Origin of the sequence: Cyanobium gracile UHCC 0139 (assembly GCF_034931325.1) — a bacterium.
Lineage (GTDB): Bacteria > Cyanobacteriota > Cyanobacteriia > PCC-6307 > Cyanobiaceae > Cyanobium > Cyanobium gracile_B.
Genome location: NZ_JAYGHX010000006.1, coordinates 114,840 through 134,049 on the forward strand (window position 1 = coordinate 114,840; position 19,210 = coordinate 134,049).

Here is a 19,210-nt window from a genome sequence, read left to right on the forward strand (position 1 = left end):
GCCATGGCCCTGGCACACACGATCCTCACGGTGCTCTGCGAGCGCGAGGCCAGCGGCTACGACATCAGCAAGCAGTTCGAGGAGACGATGGCCTGCTACTGGACCGCCAGCCAGCAGCAGATCTACCGGGAGCTGGCCCGGATCGAGGCCAACGGCTGGGTCCGCTGCCAGGTCGTGCCCCAGCAGGGCAAGCCGGACCGCAAGGTGTACGCCATCACCGAGGCGGGCCGGCGGGAGCTCAGCCAGTGGGCCGCCGAGCCGTCGCTGCCCACCCCCATCCGGGAGGACCTGCTGGTGAAGGTGCTCGGCGGCCCCTACGCCGAGCCCGCCCAGCTGCTGGCGGAGGTGCGCCGCCGCCGCGCCGTCCATGCCGGCCAGCTCGCCTCCTATCGGGAGAAGGAGGCCCTGTTCCACAGCCATCCGGCCCTGCCGCTGCAGGAGCAGTACCGCTACCTCACCCTGCGGCGCGGCATCCTGTTCGAGCAGGAGTGGATCCGCTGGTGCGATGAGGTGATCGCCTTCCTGGAGGGGCAGCCAGCGCCGGCGGAGCCGTAGGGGTGCTCAGGGGCCGGTCGGCTCGAGGACCCGGTGCGAGGGAATCGGATCGAGGGCCATCAGGCGACGCTCCATGGCGGGCCCGTTCGCCCGAAACCAGGCCGCCATGGCGTCCCCCGTCTTCGGGCCATAGAGGCGGTGGCTGACGATCACCGCAGTGCCGCGACCGTCCGTCAGGCGCCAGCGGGCGAAGACGGCCTCGCTGAAGGCGCGGGTGGGGAAGAGGGCCAAGACCAGGTGCTCGGCCGGCCGGTCGGCGGTGCGGGGAATGGAAGCCGTGCGCAGCACCGTGGCCCCGTGGCGCCGGTAGTTGCCAAGGGCCCGGTTGGCCATCTCGGCCAGCCCCTCGCCGTCACTCACCCCGGGGTAGGTGTTGATGGTGACCATGTCCGTCCACCGGCTCAGGTCCTCCTGGCCCGCCGGGGTGAACTCGTGCTGGTGCTGGGACGACCAGCGCAGCCGGTAGGTCTGACCGGCAAAGGTGAGCGTCAGAGGGGTGGCCGGCGGGCCGGCTGCCGCGGGCGTGGCCATCGCCCCGCTCAGCGCACCAACCACCAGCAGCGGGGCGGCCCAGCGACGCAGGCCATGGGGGCTGGGCATGGCACGTCGCAACCAGGGGCAGGGTAGGAAGCTCACCGGGATCGGCAGGCGCCAGGGCGCGTAGCGTTGCCGCTTACTGAGCGAGCCGGTGTGGATCGTCGCTGGTTCGCCCCACAGGGACGACGGGTCCTGGGTGCCCTTCTGGCGGGTTGCCTGGGCGGAGCGGGCCCCGTCCAGGCCGGGACCGCCGACGGGGCCCCGCCGGCGGTCCCACCCCAGGCGGCCGCCATCCTGCGGATCGTTCGCCAGCGCATGGCCGACGACCATCTGAGGGCGGTGATCGTGCGGGTGACGATCGACGGCAAGCAGGTGGTCACCGAGGCGATGGGCGAGTCGATGACGGGGGTGCCCGCCACGGAGGACATGCACGTCCGCAACGGTGCGATCGCCATCTCCTACGTGGCGACGCTGCTGCTGCAACTGGTCGACGAGAACAGGGTGAGCCTCGACGACAAGCTCGCGACGTGGCTGCCGGAGATCCCGAATGCGGAGCGGGTCACCCTCGGCCAGCTCGCCCGGATGACCTCCGGCTATCGCGACTACGTGATCGGCAATGCCGCGTTCGAGAAGACGCTGCTCGAGAACCCGTTCCGGCAGTTCTCGGTGCAGGACCTGCTCGCCTACGCGGACCTGAAGACGCTCTGGTACGAGCCCGGCACGAGCTGGAACTACGCGCACACGAACTACGTCCTGCTCGGCCTGGCGCTGGAGCGCATCACGGGCCAGACGATGCCCGTGCTGATGCAGGAGCGGATCTTCGGGCCCCTGAAGCTCCGCAACACGCGGGACCCCGGCGGAACGCCCGCGATCGCGCCGCCGGTGCTGCACGCCTTCTCGTCGGAACGGCGCCAGAGCCTCGGCATCCCGGCGGGGACGCGCTTCTACGAGGAGTCGACCTACTGGAATCCGTCCTGGACGATCACCCGCGGGGCGGTGCAGTTCACCACCATCCACGACATGGCCACCTCCGCCGAGGCGATCGGGACGGGACAGCTGCTGTCGCCCCAGAGCCACAGGCTGCAGATCGCTCCGACGCTGCGGGGTTTCGGCCGGCCGATCGAGGGCTGTGCGACCTGCGCCACCCTGGGCGATTTCTACACGTATGGGATCGGGATCGTCCTCTCGGGCCCCTGGCTGCTGCAGAACCCGCTGTTCTCCGGGCAGGCCGGGGTGATGGCCTACCTGCCGTCACGCAAGATCGCGATCGCGGTGGCGGTCACCTTCGACGAAGGGGCCTTCGATGCCAGCGGGGGCTACTGCAATGCCGCCGATGACATCTTCCGTGCGATCGGCGCCCACCTGGCGCCGCAGGACGCCCCGCCCGTCAGGGCCCCTGCCAGAGAAAGGTGTTGAAGGAGCGCTGACCCAGCTGGCTCCGGTACTTGAGGGTGTTCTCGCTCGAAAGACTCACCACGGCGCCGAGCCGGTCGGCCAGCTTGAGGCACGGCTGGAACTGCGGGGCGCTGTAGCACTGCACATCGAGCTGGTTGCAGCCCGCCGTGGGCACCAGGCTGGCCTGAAATGGCTGGATGCTGCAGAAGATGGGCTTGGGATACAGCCGACGCAGCAGGTAGAAGTCCTGCAGGGAGTAGTTGGCGAAGAAGTGGTCATCCACCTGGATCGCGTCGCCATGGCGGGCTTCGTGAACCAGTTGGTCGATCCGCAACCCCCGGTACTGGGGGGACTGGACCCACACCACGGGCAGCAGTCCCTGGCGCCGCGCCGCCTGGGCCGCCTCCCGCTGCATCGCCTCCGACACCTTGCGGACATCGAGGAACACCACCTTGAAGTCGCTGCCCCGGATGTCGGCCATCACACTGTCCAGCGACTGCCGGGAGGCGTAATACCAGATCTGGGGCTGGGACAGCCAGGTGCCGTTGGGGGCCGCCGCCGCCGCTGCCGTGCTGAGGGCCAGGCCCCCGGCCAGGCCGACGGTCGTGGCGGCGGCCAGGGAGCGGAATGGGTTGGCCAGGACCGAGCCCCTGTGGTGCGTTTAGTGTGCCCTGCGCTGGCCCTCACTAGCTCGACCCGCCCGGGCGCCATGCCGTCATCCCTTCCCAGCCAGACCTGCGTGCTCGTGGTGGGGGCGGGTCCCACCGGCCTGCTGCTGGCGGGGGAACTGCAGCGCCGCGGCGTTCCCAACCTGCTGATCGACGCCCGCGCCGAAGCCCTGCACTGGGACCGGGCCACGGTGATCCACCCCCTCTCCCTGGAGATCTTCGAGGCGCTGGGGCTGGTGGACCGGTTTCTCGAAGCGGGCTGCCGGCAGCGCCGGATCCTGATCCACGCCGATGGCCAGCGGCTGGGGGAACTGGATCTGGCCGACTGCGGCAGCCGCTACGGCTTCAACCTCGGCCTCTCCGAAGAGGTGACCGAATCGATCCTCACCGACCATCTCGAGAGCCAGGGCGGCGCGGTGCAGCGCTCCTGCCGGCTGGTGGCTCTGGCGCCCCACGGCGAGGGGGTGAGCGCCACGGTGGCCTGCGGTGAGCAGGAGCACGCCGTGCAGGCCCGCTGGGTGGTGGGCTGCGACGGCCTGCGCAGCACCACCCGCGCGCTGAGCGGACTCGACTTTGAGGGCCATGGCATCAGTCGCCCCTGGGCCGTGTTCGATGCCGCGGTGGAGGGCTGGGCTGAGAGCCACGAGGTCAACGCGGCGTATCTGGACGCCTCGCCCCTGATCCTCACGGCCCTGCCCGACGAGCGCTGGCGGGTGTACCTGCGGCCCGCCGCCGAGGAAGGGGACCTGGTGGCCGAGGCCGCCGCCGTGCTGGGGCGCTACCTGCCCCAGGCCCGTTTCAGCGCCGTGGAGAATCCCAGCCGCTTCCACTGCCACAGCCGGGTGGCCAGCAGCTTCCGCGCCGGGCCGGTGTTCCTGGCCGGCGATGCCGCCCACGTGTGCTCCCCGGCCGAGGGGCACGGCATGAACGGCGGGTTGCACGATGCCGCCAACCTGGCCTGGAAGCTGGCCCTGGTGCACCACGGCGCCGCGGACTCCGCCCTTCTGGACAGCTACGAGCAGGAGCGGCGTCCAGTGGCCCAGCAGATCTGCCGCTCGGGCGATGCCACCGAGCAGGCCCACGGGCTGCAGGAGAGCGGAGAGCGCGCCACCCGCGACCGGGCGATCGCCGCCATGCTGGCCAACCCGGTGGCCCGCCAACAGGAGGTGGTGGCGGAAACCGAGATGAATGTCAGCTACGCCGGCTCGGCGATCATCGGCGGTGGCGAGGGCCAGCCCATTGGCGCCGGACAGCGCCTGCCCACCACGATCGCGCTGCCGCCCGGGGCCGGCGCGTCCCTGCTGCACGCGCTCACCCACCGCTGCGGCCACACGCTGCTGCTGCTGGCTGGCCCCGAGTTGTCCCCCGAAGCACTCTCCAGCCTGCAGGCCGAGCTGGAGGCCGACCGGGCCGCCGGCTCGCTGCCGCTGGCGTTGGTGGAGGCGGTGGTGTCTCTGCGTCTGGAGGAAGCAGCCAGCCTGGGCCTGGGGCCCCTGACCCTGCTGGCGGTGCGGCCGGACGGCTTCATCGGCCTGAGGGCCGACGTGGATCACCGCAACGCGGTGCGGCGGTATGGGGGGCTGGTGATGGGCCGCCTGAACCCTGCCTAGGATCAAAGGATCTGTTTGCGCCTCAGCAGGGCCATGCTCACCCTGCCCCGCCAACTCAGCGACGCGTTGCGGCTCACGCCGGCCCAGTTCGCCGAACTCTGCGCGGCCAATCCGGAGGCGGTGCTGGAGCTGGCGGCGGACGGGCGTTTGATCGAGATGACCCCTGCAGGCGGCGAAACCGGGCGGCGCAACCACCAGCTGGCGGTCCAGCTGGGTCTGTGGGCCCGCCGCCAGCCCGGCTGGTGCGTGTTCGACAGCTCCACCGGTTTCCTGCTGCCCGATGGCTCCGTGCTGAGTCCGGATGCCAGCGCCGTGCGGCTGGAGCGCTGGCAGGCCCTCTCCAGCGAAGCGCGCCAGGGTTTTCCGCCCCTCTGTCCGGATCTGGTGGTGGAGCTGGCCAGCCCATCCGACCGGCTGCCCGACCTGCGCCGCAAGATGGCGACCTACCAGGTGAACGGGGCCCGGCTGGGCTGGCTGCTGTTGCCCGAAAGCCGTGGTGTGGAGGTGTGGCACGCCAGTGGCGAACCGCAGCGGCTGGAGGGGCTGGCGGTGCTGGAAGGCGAGCCGGAACTCCCCGGGCTGCGGCTGGATCTGGCGGAGCTCTGGGACGGCTGACGGGTGATTCGTCACCGTGCGGGTGCTGCTCGCCAGGATGGTGACCCCAGCGTCAGTAAGAGACCCGTGCCGACAGCCATCGAGCAAGCCGTGCCGACAGCAGTGGCAACCACCTCGTTCGCGGACTTTGCCCAGCGGGCCGACTACTCGCTGCTGGATTCCCTGCGGGCGGATCCCCAGGCCACCGCTGATGGCCAGGATCACCGGCCCCGCCAGGTGTTCTCCGGCCATTACGTGCCGGTGACTCCCACCCCGCTGCCGGCGCCGGAGCTCGTGGCGAACAGCCCCACCCTCTTCGCCGAGCTGGGCCTGGGCGATGGGCTGGCCCATGACGAAGCGTTCCGCCGACTGTTCTCGGGCGACATCACGGCGGCCCGGTCGCCGATGCGGCCCTATGGCTGGGCCACGGGCTATGCCCTCTCGATCTACGGCAGCGAATACATCCAGCAGTGCCCGTTCGGCACTGGCAACGGCTACGGCGACGGCCGGGCGATTTCCGTGTTTGAAGGCCTCTTTGGCGGCCGGCGCTGGGAGATGCAGCTCAAGGGCGGTGGCCCGACGCCCTACTGCCGTGGCGCCGATGGCCGCGCCGTGCTGCGCTCCAGCGTGCGGGAGTTTCTGGCGCAGGAGTTGATGCATGCCCTGGGGGTGCCCACCTCCCGCTCGCTGACGCTCTATGTGTCGGGATCGGAAACCGTGCGCCGGCCCTGGTATTCGGCGAACTCCCGCTCGTTCGATCCCGACGTCCTGGTGGACAACCCGGCGGCGATCACCACCCGGGTGGCCCCTTCTTTTTTGCGGGTCGGCCAGCTGGAGCTGTTCGCCCGCCGCGCCCGCAGCGGTGCCCATCCGGAGGCGCGCAACGAGCTGGAGCTGATTGTTCAGCACCTGATCGAGCGCAACTACCGGCAGGAGATTGATCCGGCCCTGGACTTCGTTGATCAGGTGGTGGAACTGGCGAGGTTGTTCCGCGGACGGCTCACGTCTCTGGTGGCGAACTGGATGCGGGTGGGCTACTGCCAGGGCAATTTCAACAGCGACAACTGCGCCGCCGGCGGCTACACCCTCGACTACGGCCCGTTCGGCTTCTGCGAACTGTTCGACCCCCGCTTCCAGCCCTGGACCGGTGGCGGCCAGCATTTCTCTTTCTTCAACCAGCCGGTGGCCGCAGAAGCCAACTTCCAGATGTTCTGGACCGCTCTCCGGCCCCTGCTCGAGGGCAACACAGAGGCGCTGGCAAGGCTGGATGAGATCCGCGACGGCTTCGCAGAAGCGATGGCCCAGGAGCTCGACGCGATGTGGGCCAGCAAGCTCGGCCTGATCCGCTACGACGCCGAGCTCGTGCAGGACCTGCTGCAGTTGATGGTGGCCTCCAAGGCCGACTACACGATCTTCTTCCGCAGACTGTCGGATATCCCCGAGCAGGTTTTTGCCCTGCAGGAGAGTTTCTACCAGCCCAGCTCAGAGGAGCTCGATGGGCAATGGACGCAGTGGCTGCAACGTTGGCGGGATCGCATCACGGAAGGCGGCGACCCCAGCGAGACAGCCGCTGCAATGCAACGCGTGAATCCCGCCGTCACCTGGCGCGAATGGCTGATCGCCCCGGCCTACGAACAGGCGGCGCAAGGTGATTACGGCCTGGTCAGGGAGCTGCAGGAGGTGTTCCGCCATCCCTACGACGCGCTTCCTGCGGAACTGGCGGCGACCTACGACCGCCTCAAGCCCAGGGAGTTCTTCAACGCCGGAGGGGTGTCGCACTACAGCTGTTCGTCCTGAAGGGCGCTCAGGGCAGCACCCGCTCGGCCAGCTGCTGCAGGCGACGATCCAGGCTGATCAAGGTGGCGGCTTCCCGCCGGGCCAGCGTCAGATAGAGACAGTCGTAGACGGGGTGATCGTGATGGCAGGCCAGGGCAAGGGCCTCGGTCTGCAGGTGGCGATTGGGTTCCACCCGATCCACCAGATCGCGGGCCTCGGCCAGCAGCTGCTGGGGATCGAGATCAGCCAGGCGACCAGCCTTTTGCAGTTTCCAGAGGGTGTTGGCCAGCTCGGTGAGCATCAGCTCCGGGGCCAACACCACGGCCGCCTCGCGGATCTGCTCCGCCACGGCAGCAGCGGCGGGATCCCCAAGGATCAGCCGCACGGCAGCCGAGGCATCGAGAACGCAGGCGAGGGCCATCAGCCCTCGCGGTCGGCGCGGATCAGCGCTTCCGGCGTCTGATCTCCGGCCAGCGCGGTGGCCAGGGGCCCGCGCCGGGCGATGCGATCGAGCACCAGGCGGCGACGCTCTCGCCCATCCTCGCCGGCGATGGCCTCAAGATCCACCAGTGCCTGCTGGCTGAGACTGCGCTTGTGCACCTGGGCGCGGTGCTGCAGCAACCGGTGCAGCGGCTCAGGCAGGTCGCGGATCTGCAGGGATGGCATGGCTGCGCCAGTCGTGATACAAGGTTACTCGCAGCGCATGCGCTTTGCATGCATGTTGGACTGCCGTCAGGGGGTGATGGCATCCGCTTCCACCGCAGGCCTGAGCTCCTGCCGAAGTGCTTGCTCGGTCACCAGTCGACAGGTTGCTGGAGCAGGTCTTCCAGGAACAGCTGGAGGCCATAGAAGCGTCTGGCCGGGGCAGGTCCGTCGAAGGCCACCAGCAGATTCACATCGCTGCTCGGTGTTGCCGTGCCACGGGCCCAGGAGCCGAAGATCCTCAGGCTGCGCACGCCAAAACTCTCACTCCAGACGGGCGCGTGCTGGCGCAACCGGCTGATCAACGTTTCGGAACTGACGTCCATGGCCGGCAGTGAATGCTCAGGACTGGCCTGGGATGACGCTAAACCGCCAACGCCAGAGATGGCGAGGAACAGCAGGTCGGTGGCGCTGGGCAGGCGAGCGAGCCCCCCTTCGCGGTGATGAAGCCCATGACCACCACCCCGATACCTCAGGTGACCCGCGAGGCGCTGTTGGCGTTCACGCAGCTGTTGGTGGAGTGCTACTCGCCCGAGAAGGTGATTCTGCCGTTCGTGATGCCCTCGACCATGGGGAAGTCCTCGATAGTTTAACCCTGGCAGTCTGAAAAGTTTCTAAGGAATGGGAGGATCCTTATCCAACACAGTCAATAGAGAGCTTTTCAGGCCAGGCAGGTCATTCTGGATCGAGTCCCACAGAATCAGCTGATCCACGGCTTCGTACACATGGATGATTCTGTTCCGTGTTCCAATGATGCGGCGTAGATCGGGAATGATCGTGAGCACACTCGGATCGGCCTCAAGGGCCCGCTTGAGAGCTTCGCCAATGATTTCGAATTTGCGCTCCACCGCTGATTGGATCAGCTCATTGTCAAGGTAGTGGTCAAGCGTGCAGTTCTCGATAAAGCGTTCAATCGCCTCGATAGCCTCAAGGGCGTCAAGCAGGCGTTTCAGCGCCTCCCTTCTCATTTCAGAGTTCGAGGAGTATCCGGCGTGAGGCGTCCACATCCTTCCGGAAATAGGGATTGTGGATCATGGATTCCGTTAACAGATCCACTGGATGGCCGAAGAGGGCTTCCAGTTCATCGGCGAAGGAACAGAAGCGTCGGGCGTAGCCCGGCTCCCTTTGGCCCGTCATCTTCACGATGAAGTCCAAGTCACTGCTGGCAGGGTCAAACAAACCCTTCGCCGCCGAGCCGAACACTTCCAGCCGATCAACGCCGTAGCGGCTGCACAGGCGCCTTAGGGGCTCCAGCCGATCGGCCAATAATGGCAGCAGCGGGGCAACCGTCTCCATGGAGTCAGGCTAACGGAGCCATGGTTTCCCTCAAACCGCCAAACCAGGGATGGCGAGGAACAGCCACGCATCCCCATCACCGGGATCTCCCGCTCCAGCCGCCAGCGGATCGCCATCGGCCGCTTGCCCTCATGGCTCTCCCAGGGGAGCAGGGAGGGGCCAAGGGCCAGATCGCGGTAGCGAGTGCAGGGGGAGAAGAGGGCTTCGCTTTTGCGCAGGGTGATGAACAGCAGGTCGGTGGCGCTGCTCTGGTGCCTGAGCACGCCTTCGCGGTGGCGGCCGTGCGCGCCGATCGCCTTGTGGTCGTGGCCGCAGGGGGCGAGGGCACCGCTGAGGCTCTCCTCTTCGGCCCTCAGAGCAGCTGGCGGAACTGCTCAGGCGTCTGCCCTGCATCACGGGGGAATCACCAGGCGCCGCTCACCATTGCTCAGGATCAGATGACCCGACTCGCGGACGATCCGATACCCCAGCTTGAGAAACACCCTCACCACTTCCTTCTGACTGATCCCCGGCAGGCGCGGCATTAAATCGCAAGTTCCAACGTCTCCACACTGCGCACGCCACCCTCCTCAGCTTCCACTTCCAGCCAGAGGGCAATCGCTTCGCGGATGTTCGCCAGTGCTTCCTCCCGGCTGGACCCCTGGGAGTGGCAGCCCGGCAGGTCAAGACAGCTCACCGACCAGCCTTCTTCGGTTTCCAACAGCCGGATGCGGTAGCTCATGGTGGTCTCACTTCCTGTCTTGCGTTCAGGCTAAGCGGCCTGGGGCTGGCCTCTTCCACGACGCCCCCCAGCCTCCTCAAACCGCCAACGCCAGCTCCGGCACGAACGCCGCCGGAATCGCCCTGTGCAACCGCCAGCGAATCGCCATCGGCCGCTCCCCCTCATGGCTCACGTAATCCGCAAACCCCAGACACAGAAACGGCAGCGTCACCCCGCCGCGCTTGCTTTCCTCCCGCACGAACAGCATCACCCGGCTGCCACGCTCGGCATGGTGGATGTAGCGCTGGCCCGTGGATGAGGCTTCCCGGGTGAGGCTCTGGCTCTCCCAGTGGAACTCCCACGGGGAGATGGCGACGTCGTTGTAGCGGGTGGTGGGGGAGAACAGGCGTTCGGACTTCTTGAGGGTGATGAAGAAGACATCGCACTGGGTGGCTTCGTCAAAGAACACCCCCTCACGGCCGGGGAAAGGGCGGGCCTCGTTCAACAACCCAAACGCGGCGAACACCTCGGCGCGGGCATAACGGCCGTGGAGTTTCAGGGGGATGGGGGGCGGATCGGCGCGGCCCCAGTCGAGCGGCGCCACCAAGTGGTCGGTGCGCTCGAGCAGCAGCGCGAACAGCTCCACCAGCTCGGCGCGGAGGTCGGCGGCAGCCCAGAGCCGGACGAGGGCCTCGGCCAGGGGCACGTGCTGCCCTGCAGGCGGCGGATCTGCTCGCGGCGTGGCCTGTGGGCTGTACCTCTGGGTGGAGATGCCGGCTACCCTCAGAGGCAAGCATGGTTGGGGTGCACGCTTGACCACCATTGAGATCACCCTCCCTGATGCGCTAGCGGCGGAAGCCAGCGGAGCTGGTCTGCTGGCGCCAGAAGCGATCGAGCGCCTGCTGCGGGCCAAGCTGGCCTCAGACCGCATTGCCCGTCTGCAAGACGCAAGGGCTGCTCTTGCTGCTGACCCGCCGGAGGTGCTGACCCGGCAAGAGATCAACGAGGAGATCAGCGCTTACCGCAAGGGGCAACGACTTGCGGCTGGTTCTTGACACCAACACGGCTCTCTCCGCCCTGATCTGGCAGGGAGTTCCCGGGCAGCTCATGGATGCGGCCGTTGTTGGGCGGGTTCAGCTGATCAGTACCGTTCCTCTTCTCGCCGAGTTGGAAGGCGTGCTGCAGCGACCGAAGTTCAGAGAGCCCATTTTTCGGCTTGGTGTGAGGATTGCCGATCTGTTTGATGGCTATGCCGCCCTGGTTCAGCGCGTGGAACCTGCTGATCTGGGAGGTCCCGTCAGTAGGGATCCCGACGACGATCAGGTCCTGGCTGCGGCCGTTGGTGGCCTCGCCGATCTGATCGTCTCTGGCGATGACGACCTCTTGGCCTTGGGCAAGTTTCAAGGGATTGCGATTGTTCTTGCCAGGGAGGCCATGAGGCGCCTGCAGGAACCAGAGGGCCAAAGGGATAAGCCTTGATCAGCTCCGCGCTCTCACACCGCCAACGCCAACTCCGGCACGAACGCCGCCGGAATCGCCCGCTGCAACCGCCAACGGATCGCCATAGGCCGCTCGCCCTCGTGACTCACGTAATCCGCGAAGCCCAGACACAGGAACGGCAGCGTCACCCCGCCGCGTTTGCTCTCCTCCCGCACAAACAGCAGCACCCGGCTGCCGCGCTCAACGTGGTGGATGTAGCGCTGGCCTGTGGGTGAGGCTTGCCGCGTGTTGCTCTGACTCTCCCAGTGGAACTCCAGCGGGGAGATGGCGTAGTCGTCGTAGCGAGTGGTGGGGGAGAACAGGCGCTCACTCTTCTTCAGGGTGATGAAGAAGACGTCGCATTGGGTGGTCCGATCGAACAACACCCCCGACTGGCCGGTGGTTTGCTGCGTATCGGTGATCAATCCAAAGGCGGCGTAGATCTCGGCGCGGCTGTAGCGGGCGTGGAGAGCCAGGGGCACGGGCTGATCCCACACCAGGGGAGGGGCGAGGTGGTCGGTGCGCTCCAACAGGAGGGCGAACAGGTCGCGCAGCTCATCGAGAAAGGCTGGACAGGCCCAGAGGCGATCCAGCGCGTCTTGCAGACCAAGCCGATCCGGCGACGTTCCCCAGAGCTGGAGCAGCAGCATGCGCCAACGCCGGCGGTCCAGCTCGCTCAGGCTCTGCGCCTGGGGTTGCTGGCGACTGACGAGGCCTTGGAGCAGGAACGAGAGACGGTCAGTGTCGTCAAGGTGGAGGAGGCGCCCCACTCCACGCCCCAGCCGCTCCTCATCGCCGGTGGTCGCCCCCGCCGCCACCCACCCCATCTCCCGCTGCAGCAACGCCCACGACCCCGCCACCTTGTAAAACTCCCCCAGCTCCATCCCGAGCCCCTCCAGCAACCCCGCCAAGGAACAGCGCCCGAGGCGGCGGGCCTCGGCGAGCAGCTGGGGTCGGCGCGTGGGCAGCGACTCGCGCAAATTTGAAAGCACCCGCTCGCTCGACACCCGATCGAGCTGCAGGCTGCAGCCGGCCGGCAAGAAGGGAAACCCGTCTTTGATTTGCTGCTCCAGCTGGTCGTGCGTGCCACCGAGCAGGGCGCGGTAGCGCAGGTCGAAGCGGAAGCTCCGGTGCGCTTGGCCGATGAAGTCCAGCACCGTGAGGCAGCTCTTGCCCCGGCAGAGGCGCAGACCGCGGCCGAGCTGCTGCAGGAACACGATGGCGCTCTCGGTGGGCCGCAGGAACAGCACCGTGTCGATCTCGGGGATGTCGAGGCCTTCGTTGAACAGATCCACCGCGAACAGGATCTGCACCTCGCCGGAGCGCAGGCGGCGGATCTGCGCGGCGCGCTGCTCCCGGGGGCTGGAGGCCTCCAGGGCGGCGGCGCGCAGGCCGGCGGCCACGAACTTGCGGGCCATCCAATGGGCGTGCTCCACGCTCACGCAGAAGCCCAGGGCCCGCATCGAATCCAGGTTGGTGACCTTGTCTGCCAGTTCGCGCAGGATCAGGCGCAGGCGGGCGTCATCGGCGGTGTAGAGGTTGGTGAGGGCTTCGCTGGTGTAGCCGTTGCGGCGCCACTCGATCCGCGAGAGGTCGGTGCCGTCGTGGAGGCTCAGGGCGCAGCTCGGCGGCGATGCGGCCGTCAAACCAATGGAGGATGTCCTCGCCGCCGGTGCGCTCGGGGTTGGCGGCCTCCCTCAAACCGCCAGCCCCATCCCCTGCATCCACCCCGCCGGTATCGGCCGCTCCAACCGCCAGCGAATCGCCATCGGGCGCTCCCCCTCATGGCTTTCGTAGCGGGCAAACCCCAGACACCGAAACGGCTCGGTGACACCCCCGGCGCGACCGCCCTCGCGCCGATGCTCCCGCACGAACAGCAGCACCCTTGAACCCCGCGCCTCGTGGTGGATGTAGCGCTGGCCGGTGGGGGAGGCGGCGGTGGTGGTGCTCTGGCTCTCCCAGTGGAACAGGGACGGGCCGAGGGCCAGGTCGCGGTAGCGGGTGGAGGGGGAGAAGAGCGCTTCGCTCTTGTTGAGGGTCACGAACAGCAGATCGGTCTGGCTGGGTTCGTGCCAGAGGACGCCTTCGCGGTGGATCCAGGGGGCGTCGTCGCGCAGGATCCCGAAAGCGGCTTCGATTTCGGCGCGGCTGTAGTGGCCGTGCACGCGCACTGGGATAGGCAGGGCCCAGGGCAGCTGGTGGAGGCGGCGGCCTGATCGCTCGGCCAGCAGGCCCAGCAGCTGGCGCAGTTCGTCGCGCCAGGCGGATGCCTGCCAGAGCAGGGCGAGGGCATCGGGCAGGGGCCGCCAGCGTTTGCCGGTGCCGCACAGCTGGGCGCTGAGCATGAGCCACTGGCGGCGCTCGCGGTCGCCAATCAACCCGGGATCGGGGAGTGTGGGGTCGGAGAGGGCGGCGGCGGTGATGCGCAGGCGATCGGGATCGTCGAGGTGGAGCAGCCCGGCGCCGATGGCGCGGGTGAGCGACTCCTCCAGGGGATGGGGGTCGCCAGGGAGCCAGCCCAGCTCGCGCCGCAGGCTGGTGAAGCCGGCGCCGCGCACCGCATAGAAGTCGGCCGGCTCCATGGCCAGCGCCTCCAGCCAGTCCGCCAGGCCTGAGCCGGGGCCGATCAGACCCTCCGAGGCCAGGGCGCGCAGTTCGCCGAGCAGCGGGGCTTTCTGCCTTGGGATGCTGGCGCGCAGGCTGGCCAGCACCGCCTGTTGGGAGACACGATCGAGCACCAGACGGCAGCCGGGCGGCAGGAACGGAAAGCCCTGATCGAGCTGGGATTCCAGCTGACGGCGGCTGCCGCCGAGCAGGGCGCGGAAGCGCTGGTCGAAGCGGAAGCGGCGGTGCTGCTGCCCGATGAAATCGAGCACGGTGAGGCAGCTCTTGCCGGTGTCGGGGGAGAGGCGCAGGCCCCGGCCCAGCTGCTGCAGGAACACCACCGCGCTCTCGGTGGGCCGCAGCAGCAGCACGGTGTCGATGGAGGGGATGTCGAGCCCTTCGTTGAACAGGTCGACGGCGAAGAGGATGCGCAGCTCGCCTACGGCCAGGCGGCGCAGGGCGTCCTGGCGTTGCTCGCGGGGGGAGTCGGCGCTGAGGGCTTCGGCGGCGAGGCCGGCGGCGTTGAACTGGGACGCCAAGAAGCGGGCGTGCTCCACGCTCACGCAAAAGCCGAGGGCGCGCATGCGCTGGGGATCGGCGAGCTTGTCGTGGAGCTGGCGCAGGATCAGGGCCACGCGGTGGTGATCGCCGGTGTAGAGACTCGAGAGCTCGGCGGGCACGTAACCGCCCTGGCGCCAGGCGAGGGCGGCGAGGTTGGTGTTGTCGCCGATGCCGAAGTAGTGGAAGGGGCTGAGCAGGCCCTGGTCGAGGGCCGTCCAGAGGCGCAGCTCAGCGGCGATGCGGCCATCGAACCACTGGAGGATGTCGAGCCCGTCGGCGCGCTCGGGAGTGGCGGTGAGGCCGAGCAGCAGCTTGGGACGGAGGTGATCGAGCCATCGCCGGTAGCTGGCGGCGGCGGCGTGGTGGAACTCATCCACGATCACCACGTCGTAGGCGGTGGGTTGGATGGTGGCGGGATCTTGCTGGGCGAGGGACTGCACGGAGGCGAACACGTGGCGCCCGTCGCTGGGCCGTTCGCCATCCACCTGCAGCTCGCCGAAGGAGCCATCGCGCAGCACCTGTCGGAAGGTGAGCAGGGCCTGCTGCAGGATCTCCTTGCGGTGGGCGATGAACAGCAGCCGCGGCGGTTCGGGGAAGGGGAACTGCTCGGGAAAGTCGCGATGCAAGCGGGCCACGTCGAAGGCGGCGAGCACGGTCTTGCCGGTGCCGGTGGCGGCCACCACGAGGTTGCGGAAGCGCTGATGCAGGGAGCGCTCGGCCTCCAGCTGATCGAGCATCTCTTGCTGGTAGGCATAAGCCCGGAGGTGGAACCAGGCGAGCGGCGCGGTGGGGGTGGCGGAGTCATCGCCACGGGCGACGGCGAGCTGATGGTCGAGCCGGGCCTGGTCGTCGGGTGTGGCGGCGTAGGGCTCGAACTCGCCCTCTTCCCAATAGGCGTCGAAGTTGGCCTGGAACTTCTTGAGCATTGCGGGCGTTTCCAGCGCCGCCAGACGCACGTTCCACTCCAGGCCATCGAGCAGGGCGGCGCTGGAGAGGTTTGAGGAGCCGATGTAGGCGGTGCTGGCACCGGTGCGGCGATGGAACAGCCAGGCCTTGGCATGGAGCCGGGTGCGGCGGGTGTCGGTGCTGACGCGCACCTGGGCACCGTGTTCAGCCAGCCAGTCGAGGGCCCGACGGTCGGTGGCGCCGAGATACACGGTGCTGAGCACCCGCAGCTCACCGCCCGCCTGCAGGTAGGCGCTGAGCACGGGCTGCAGCAAACGAAGGCCGCTCCACTTGATGAAGGCGCAGAGCAGGTCGATCCGATCGGCGGAGGGGACTTCGGCCTGGAGCGCCATCCCCACGCTGGGTTCGCTGGGGGCGTTCACAAGCAGGGTGCCGTCGGCCAGAGGGATGAGCGGCCTGGTGATGGGAGCCTGACCGGGCGGAAGGGGAGCAGCGCGCAGCTCCTGGAGCAAGCGGGCGCTGGGGTGGAGCTGGTCGCCGGGGTGGATGGCGGATGGTGCCTGTTGGTGGAGCAGGGCCACGATCCGGTTCACCAGGGCCAGCTGGTGTTGCTGCCTTTGGGCTTCGGAGAGCGAAGCCAGGGCCGTTTCGCTGAGCTGGCGCAGGTAGCGGGCCAGGCGTTGGGGGGCTTCGGCGGGGTCGAGGGGAACTAGCTGATGTAAAGCTGAAGGCTGGTTGGCCAAAACAAGGTATAAAGCATTACTGAGGGGATGGCAATAGAGGCCAGTGGGGCCTGGCTGGTCAGGCATGAGATCGGAACCAATGGATTAACGCGCTTACCGTGTGGCGCCAAGAGTGAGAATAGGCTCTGCCGTCTCTTGGAGAGACCAGCTAGACTGGCAAAGTATCAATGTATGAGGATTTCATGAGTCCCATTATTCTCTAGTTCGCTTCCACAGGCCAAGCTAGCATCATCGACAACTGGCGTTTAAACACAGGGACTGCCAAATCGATAATGACAGTTAGCCTATGGCCAGCGGGGGCGGGCTAGGCGGCTTGCCAGCCAGATGAGTTCCCTTGGGAGCCAACAATGTTCAATGCCATTAATCTTGAGATAGCAATCCCAAGCCATGGAATACGAGGCTTCAACCTTAGACGACCTTCTCCGGGGCGCTGTAGCTGCAGTAACCAGTCTTGGAGATGGCTGTACTGCCACGCGTGGATCATTCCGGGAGCTACGAGGCTCTACTCTTCGGCTCAAGAATCCTCGTTGTAGAATTAGTTGGAGTGATATGAGGGGAACGATATTCAGTGCAGTCGGTGAGCTATTGTGGTATCTATCTGGGCGCGATGATGTGGAGTTTATTGCTTACTACGTCACTGCCTATAGGAAAGAAGCCGAGGCAAACGGTACCATAGCGGGAGCATACGGACCGCGTCTTGTCGGAGGGCCGGAGGGTGGCCAGTTAGCCCATGTGACTTCTATGTTGCGCGATCATCCTTCGACCCGAAGGGCCGTCATACAGCTTTTTGACCGCAAAGATGTTTCATCTGTTAGTCGCCTGAACGATGTTCCTTGTACATGCGTTCTCCAGTTCCTGATCCGTGATGATAAGTTGGATCTAGTAGCCTTTATGCGCTCCAGTGATGTTTACCTAGGTTTGCCTCATGATATCTTCGCATTCACAATGATACAGGAATTGGTCGCATCAGAACTTGGCATCTCGCTGGGTGAGTATGTACATATGGCTGGGAGCCTTCATCTTTATGAACACGATACCGCTGATGCCCAAGTCTTCTTGGGAGAGCATTTTATGCCTGAATGCCCCATGCCTGAGATGCCTCTGGGGAATCATCGGGATTCCATTCAGGCCCTTCTTGAGATCGAAGCATGCGCACGCGGAAGCATGGAGATGGAGGAACTCCTCCGCAAACTGTCCGGGCTATCGGCCTATTGGCAAGATATTGGTTTCCTTGTCATAGCCTTCTCAGCGTGGAGAAAGTGTACAGCTCGAGTTGTAACACCTCAACGTACGTTAGAAGCCCTTTTCTTGATAAAGGAGCAAGCGCCAACATCCTTCTATAGTGACTTTGTGCTTAAAAAGATTGATGCCGTCCGTCGGAAATGCCGTTGATTAACGAGATTAGGCATCTTTTGGCATTTTTTGATCACTGTAGCCCAAGCATCCTGGACTGCAATGTAATCCCATGGAGCTCTCCAATTCCTGTGTTTGGCCGCATTGCTGAGTCATCCTTGGCTTCTCTTGGCATCAATCCAAGCAATCGGGAATTCATCGGGCAGGACGGCTCTGAACTCGATGGCTCCAAGAGGCGTTTTCAGACCCTCACCTCACTAGGGCTTGATGCGTGGTCGGATGCGAGTGTTGATGACATACAGAGGATAGAAGAGCGCTGTACTCGGTACTTTGATATCAATCCTTATGACAGGTGGTTTAAGCGGCTTGATTGCATCATGACATCATGTGGAGTATCTTACTATAGTAACCTCTTCCCTGCATGTCATCTAGATCTCGTGCCATTTGCCACATGGGAGAAATGGGGGACATTACCAGTAGAAAGTAAGCGCCTACTCTTGGAGAGCTCTAATTCTACAATCGGTCGTCTTGTCAGAGACTCCCAGGTGCGAACTCTCATCCTAAACGGCCAATCTGTTATTCGACAGTTCCAATTACTCATACCAGACACTCTAAAGAAGTCTCAAATGCCCAACTGGGAGCTTTCAAGAAGCCGTGGCGGCAACGTGCCAGGATTCGCGTATCGTGGCATTGTGAACCATATAGGGGGCATTGATCTTCGGAGGCAGGTAGTAGTCCTAGGCTATAATCACAATCTCCAGAGTAGCTTCGGAGTGACTAAGGAAGTTGTAAGGAACATTGGTCGCTGGCTTTCTCAGGAGATTGAGGGCCAATGAGAGTCATGCAGGAAGCTGAAGTCAACTCGATCCGCAGTGTCCTCAGTGAGTATCACCAATTTACGAGGGCGCTTCCTGGCCTGGAGCCAGAAGGAGCATTGGAATGCTATATCAGGCAGCTAATCGACAGTAAGCGAAGGGTAATGTATGTATCTGTTCGTTCGCAGCGTCAGATCAGCGCTAGCAGAGCTGATCCCTCTTCGCATTTGTTTGATCCACTCCTTGCAGCAATCTATCATCAGCGTTCAGGTGACTCTGAAGAGGCATTTTGGCTTATCTACATCTTTACTCACTTTGGCCTTTCAGCTAGCTCTGGATGGGCTCTAGCCAGAGCGGTTTACGGTGGGCTTGGACAGAGGTGCTGGACTTGGCATGAAACCACAGATAACTTGAATGAGTTTCAGGATTGGATTGATTATGTTGCAGGCACTCTTCCCGGTGGTTTTGGTAATCATCGCAAATATGAGAGTAAGCACCACATTGGTAAATGTATGGGTAGTTATGTCGAATGGGTTCGACCATTCGGGTCTCACGCAGCGCTCATGGCTGCCACATCAGCCATTTCCGCAACTAGAAGAATGCCACACTTCCAGATCTTGTAAAATGCACTAAACTCAGTGCACCGCTTTGGCAGAACAGCGAAGTTTGATTATCTAGCCATGCTGGGCAAAACACGGTTGGTAGACATATCGCCTAACTCACTTTACCTTAGCGGCTCAACCGGCCCCATAAGAGGTGCCAGAATGATGTTTGGGGTCCAAGCATCGGCACGTGTTATTGACGTATGGCTCATGGAGCTTGCTGGTGCTCTCGGAGTTGGAGCTCAAGAAATGGAGGATAGCATATGTAATTGGCAGAAGAGCCCATTGAGATATAAACGCTTTCGTGGGTAGAG

Annotated in this window: 21 protein-coding genes and 2 pseudogenes; 10 read left to right on the forward strand and 13 right to left on the reverse strand. The window is 65.1% G+C overall.

Annotated features, from left to right (window positions below):
* Nucleotides 1-3: 3 nt before the first annotated feature.
* Complete coding sequence (locus VB738_RS10965; RefSeq protein WP_323305765.1) at nucleotides 4-555, forward strand: PadR family transcriptional regulator; 552 nt, start codon at nucleotides 4-6, stop codon at nucleotides 553-555.
* 6 nt (nucleotides 556-561) lie between these two features.
* Here VB738_RS10965 and VB738_RS10970 read toward each other — a convergent pair whose 3' ends face one another.
* Nucleotides 562-1,422: a hypothetical protein gene (locus VB738_RS10970; protein ID WP_323305766.1), complete on the reverse strand. Its 861-nt coding sequence runs from the start codon at nucleotides 1,420-1,422 to the stop codon at nucleotides 562-564.
* Between VB738_RS10970 and VB738_RS10975 the strand changes: the two genes are divergently transcribed.
* Nucleotides 1,408-2,508 carry a serine hydrolase domain-containing protein gene (locus VB738_RS10975; protein WP_323305767.1) on the forward strand — a complete coding sequence of 367 codons (1,101 nt, stop codon included), beginning with the start codon at nucleotides 1,408-1,410 and terminating at the stop codon, nucleotides 2,506-2,508. The two genes, VB738_RS10970 and VB738_RS10975, sit on opposite strands and share 15 nt — an antisense overlap.
* Here VB738_RS10975 and VB738_RS10980 read toward each other — a convergent pair.
* Entirely contained in the window at nucleotides 2,480-2,968 is a 489-nt protein-coding gene (locus VB738_RS10980) for a hypothetical protein (protein WP_323305768.1), read from the reverse strand. The two genes, VB738_RS10975 and VB738_RS10980, sit on opposite strands and share 29 nt — an antisense overlap.
* A gap of 228 nt (nucleotides 2,969-3,196) precedes the next feature.
* Here VB738_RS10980 and VB738_RS10985 point away from each other — a divergent pair, with 228 nt between their 5' ends.
* The 3 genes from VB738_RS10985 to VB738_RS10995 all read left to right on the forward strand — a co-directional run bounded on the left by VB738_RS10985 (nucleotide 3,197) and on the right by VB738_RS10995 (nucleotide 7,156).
* On the forward strand, nucleotides 3,197-4,765 hold the full coding sequence (locus VB738_RS10985) for an FAD-dependent monooxygenase (protein WP_323305769.1): 1,569 nt from the start codon (nucleotides 3,197-3,199) through the stop codon (nucleotides 4,763-4,765).
* 33 nt (nucleotides 4,766-4,798) lie between these two features.
* Nucleotides 4,799-5,380, forward strand: a complete 582-nt coding sequence (locus VB738_RS10990) for a Uma2 family endonuclease (RefSeq protein ID WP_323305770.1) — start codon at nucleotides 4,799-4,801, stop codon at nucleotides 5,378-5,380.
* A 102-nt stretch (nucleotides 5,381-5,482) separates the two neighbouring features.
* Nucleotides 5,483-7,156 carry a protein adenylyltransferase SelO gene (locus VB738_RS10995; RefSeq protein ID WP_323305886.1) on the forward strand — a complete coding sequence of 558 codons (1,674 nt, stop codon included), beginning with the start codon at nucleotides 5,483-5,485 and terminating at the stop codon, nucleotides 7,154-7,156.
* 7 nt (nucleotides 7,157-7,163) lie between these two features.
* Here the strand turns inward: VB738_RS10995 and VB738_RS11000 are convergent, their stop codons facing one another.
* From VB738_RS11000 to VB738_RS11010, 3 genes are all read right to left on the reverse strand, one after another.
* Nucleotides 7,164-7,556, reverse strand: coding sequence for a type II toxin-antitoxin system VapC family toxin (locus VB738_RS11000; protein ID WP_323305771.1), 393 nt, complete (start codon nucleotides 7,554-7,556; stop codon nucleotides 7,164-7,166).
* Entirely contained in the window at nucleotides 7,556-7,801 is a 246-nt protein-coding gene (locus tag VB738_RS11005; RefSeq protein ID WP_323305772.1) for a FitA-like ribbon-helix-helix domain-containing protein, read from the reverse strand. Before VB738_RS11005 ends, VB738_RS11000 begins: the two co-directional genes overlap by 1 nt.
* A gap of 128 nt (nucleotides 7,802-7,929) precedes the next feature.
* Nucleotides 7,930-8,163, reverse strand: coding sequence for a nucleotidyltransferase family protein (locus VB738_RS11010; RefSeq protein WP_323305773.1), 234 nt, complete (start codon nucleotides 8,161-8,163; stop codon nucleotides 7,930-7,932).
* Between the two features lie 126 nt (nucleotides 8,164-8,289).
* Between VB738_RS11010 and VB738_RS11015 the strand changes: the two genes are divergently transcribed.
* Complete coding sequence (locus VB738_RS11015) at nucleotides 8,290-8,430, forward strand: hypothetical protein (RefSeq protein ID WP_323305774.1); 141 nt, start codon at nucleotides 8,290-8,292, stop codon at nucleotides 8,428-8,430.
* Between the two features lie 21 nt (nucleotides 8,431-8,451).
* On the opposite strand, the gene VB738_RS11020 is transcribed toward VB738_RS11015, so the two are convergent.
* The 6 genes and pseudogenes from VB738_RS11020 to VB738_RS11045 all read right to left on the reverse strand — a co-directional run bounded on the left by VB738_RS11020 (nucleotide 8,452) and on the right by VB738_RS11045 (nucleotide 10,539).
* Nucleotides 8,452-8,844 (reverse strand): DUF86 domain-containing protein, encoded by a 393-nt coding sequence (locus tag VB738_RS11020; protein WP_323305775.1) that lies wholly within the window; start codon nucleotides 8,842-8,844, stop codon nucleotides 8,452-8,454.
* The gene (locus VB738_RS11025) at nucleotides 8,807-9,133 is read right to left on the reverse strand and encodes a nucleotidyltransferase family protein (RefSeq protein ID WP_323305776.1); all 327 of its coding nucleotides are present in this window, start codon (nucleotides 9,131-9,133) and stop codon (nucleotides 8,807-8,809) included. The genes VB738_RS11020 and VB738_RS11025 overlap by 38 nt, the downstream gene beginning before the upstream one ends.
* Before the next feature lie 68 nt (nucleotides 9,134-9,201).
* Nucleotides 9,202-9,486: pseudogene (locus VB738_RS16455) on the reverse strand (hypothetical protein); the annotation flags it as partial.
* A 39-nt stretch (nucleotides 9,487-9,525) separates the two neighbouring features.
* Nucleotides 9,526-9,657 (reverse strand): type II toxin-antitoxin system HicA family toxin, encoded by a 132-nt coding sequence (locus VB738_RS11035; RefSeq protein WP_323305778.1) that lies wholly within the window; start codon nucleotides 9,655-9,657, stop codon nucleotides 9,526-9,528.
* The gene (locus VB738_RS11040) at nucleotides 9,657-9,854 is read right to left on the reverse strand and encodes a type II toxin-antitoxin system HicB family antitoxin (RefSeq protein WP_323305779.1); all 198 of its coding nucleotides are present in this window, start codon (nucleotides 9,852-9,854) and stop codon (nucleotides 9,657-9,659) included. Before VB738_RS11040 ends, VB738_RS11035 begins: the two co-directional genes overlap by 1 nt.
* 76 nt (nucleotides 9,855-9,930) lie before the next feature.
* Nucleotides 9,931-10,539 (reverse strand): DUF3427 domain-containing protein, encoded by a 609-nt coding sequence (locus VB738_RS11045; RefSeq protein WP_323305780.1) that lies wholly within the window; start codon nucleotides 10,537-10,539, stop codon nucleotides 9,931-9,933.
* 106 nt (nucleotides 10,540-10,645) lie between these two features.
* Here VB738_RS11045 and VB738_RS11050 point away from each other — a divergent pair, with 106 nt between their 5' ends.
* Entirely contained in the window at nucleotides 10,646-10,888 is a 243-nt protein-coding gene (locus VB738_RS11050; protein ID WP_143594041.1) for a hypothetical protein, read from the forward strand.
* Nucleotides 10,872-11,312 carry a putative toxin-antitoxin system toxin component, PIN family gene (locus tag VB738_RS11055; RefSeq protein WP_323305781.1) on the forward strand — a complete coding sequence of 147 codons (441 nt, stop codon included), beginning with the start codon at nucleotides 10,872-10,874 and terminating at the stop codon, nucleotides 11,310-11,312. Before VB738_RS11050 ends, VB738_RS11055 begins: the two co-directional genes overlap by 17 nt.
* Before the next feature lie 14 nt (nucleotides 11,313-11,326).
* On the opposite strand, the gene VB738_RS11060 is transcribed toward VB738_RS11055, so the two are convergent.
* Nucleotides 11,327-12,958, reverse strand: coding sequence for a DUF3427 domain-containing protein (locus VB738_RS11060; protein WP_323305782.1), 1,632 nt, complete (start codon nucleotides 12,956-12,958; stop codon nucleotides 11,327-11,329).
* 51 nt (nucleotides 12,959-13,009) lie between these two features.
* Nucleotides 13,010-16,192, reverse strand: coding sequence for a DEAD/DEAH box helicase (locus VB738_RS11065; protein ID WP_323305783.1), 3,183 nt, complete (start codon nucleotides 16,190-16,192; stop codon nucleotides 13,010-13,012).
* A 483-nt stretch (nucleotides 16,193-16,675) separates the two neighbouring features.
* Between VB738_RS11065 and VB738_RS11070 the strand changes: the two genes are divergently transcribed.
* A complete protein-coding gene (locus tag VB738_RS11070; protein WP_323305784.1) occupies nucleotides 16,676-17,518 on the forward strand; it encodes a thymidylate synthase in 843 nt (280 codons plus the stop codon).
* A gap of 802 nt (nucleotides 17,519-18,320) precedes the next feature.
* A pseudogene (locus VB738_RS11075) lies at nucleotides 18,321-19,208 on the forward strand (hypothetical protein).
* The last annotated feature ends 2 nt before the right edge of the window (nucleotides 19,209-19,210 follow it).

Excerpts from the sequence above, each read along its gene's own strand:
- VB738_RS11000 (WP_323305771.1), bottom strand. The coding sequence starts at position 7,556 with ATGGCCCTCGCCTGCGTTCTCGATGCCTCGGCTGCCGTGCGGCTGATC.
- VB738_RS11010 (WP_323305773.1), bottom strand. The coding sequence starts at position 8,163 with ATGGACGTCAGTTCCGAAACGTTGATCAGCCGGTTGCGCCAGCACGCG.
- VB738_RS11020 (WP_323305775.1), bottom strand. The coding sequence starts at position 8,844 with ATGTGGACGCCTCACGCCGGATACTCCTCGAACTCTGAAATGAGAAGG.
- VB738_RS11035 (WP_323305778.1), bottom strand. The coding sequence starts at position 9,657 with ATGCCGCGCCTGCCGGGGATCAGTCAGAAGGAAGTGGTGAGGGTGTTT.
- VB738_RS11025 (WP_323305776.1), bottom strand. The coding sequence starts at position 9,133 with ATGGAGACGGTTGCCCCGCTGCTGCCATTATTGGCCGATCGGCTGGAG.
- VB738_RS10975 (WP_323305767.1), top strand. The coding sequence starts at position 1,408 with ATGGCCGACGACCATCTGAGGGCGGTGATCGTGCGGGTGACGATCGAC.
- VB738_RS11070 (WP_323305784.1), top strand. The coding sequence starts at position 16,676 with ATGAGGGGAACGATATTCAGTGCAGTCGGTGAGCTATTGTGGTATCTA.
- VB738_RS10965 (WP_323305765.1), top strand. The coding sequence starts at position 4 with ATGGCCCTGGCACACACGATCCTCACGGTGCTCTGCGAGCGCGAGGCC.
- VB738_RS11040 (WP_323305779.1), bottom strand. The coding sequence starts at position 9,854 with ATGAGCTACCGCATCCGGCTGTTGGAAACCGAAGAAGGCTGGTCGGTG.
- VB738_RS10980 (WP_323305768.1), bottom strand. The coding sequence starts at position 2,968 with ATGGCCGACATCCGGGGCAGCGACTTCAAGGTGGTGTTCCTCGATGTC.
- VB738_RS11015 (WP_323305774.1), top strand. The coding sequence starts at position 8,290 with ATGACCACCACCCCGATACCTCAGGTGACCCGCGAGGCGCTGTTGGCG.
- VB738_RS10985 (WP_323305769.1), top strand. The coding sequence starts at position 3,197 with ATGCCGTCATCCCTTCCCAGCCAGACCTGCGTGCTCGTGGTGGGGGCG.
- VB738_RS11005 (WP_323305772.1), bottom strand. The coding sequence starts at position 7,801 with ATGCCATCCCTGCAGATCCGCGACCTGCCTGAGCCGCTGCACCGGTTG.
- VB738_RS10990 (WP_323305770.1), top strand. The coding sequence starts at position 4,799 with ATGCTCACCCTGCCCCGCCAACTCAGCGACGCGTTGCGGCTCACGCCG.
- VB738_RS11065 (WP_323305783.1), bottom strand. The coding sequence starts at position 16,192 with ATGCCTGACCAGCCAGGCCCCACTGGCCTCTATTGCCATCCCCTCAGT.
- VB738_RS10970 (WP_323305766.1), bottom strand. The coding sequence starts at position 1,422 with ATGGTCGTCGGCCATGCGCTGGCGAACGATCCGCAGGATGGCGGCCGC.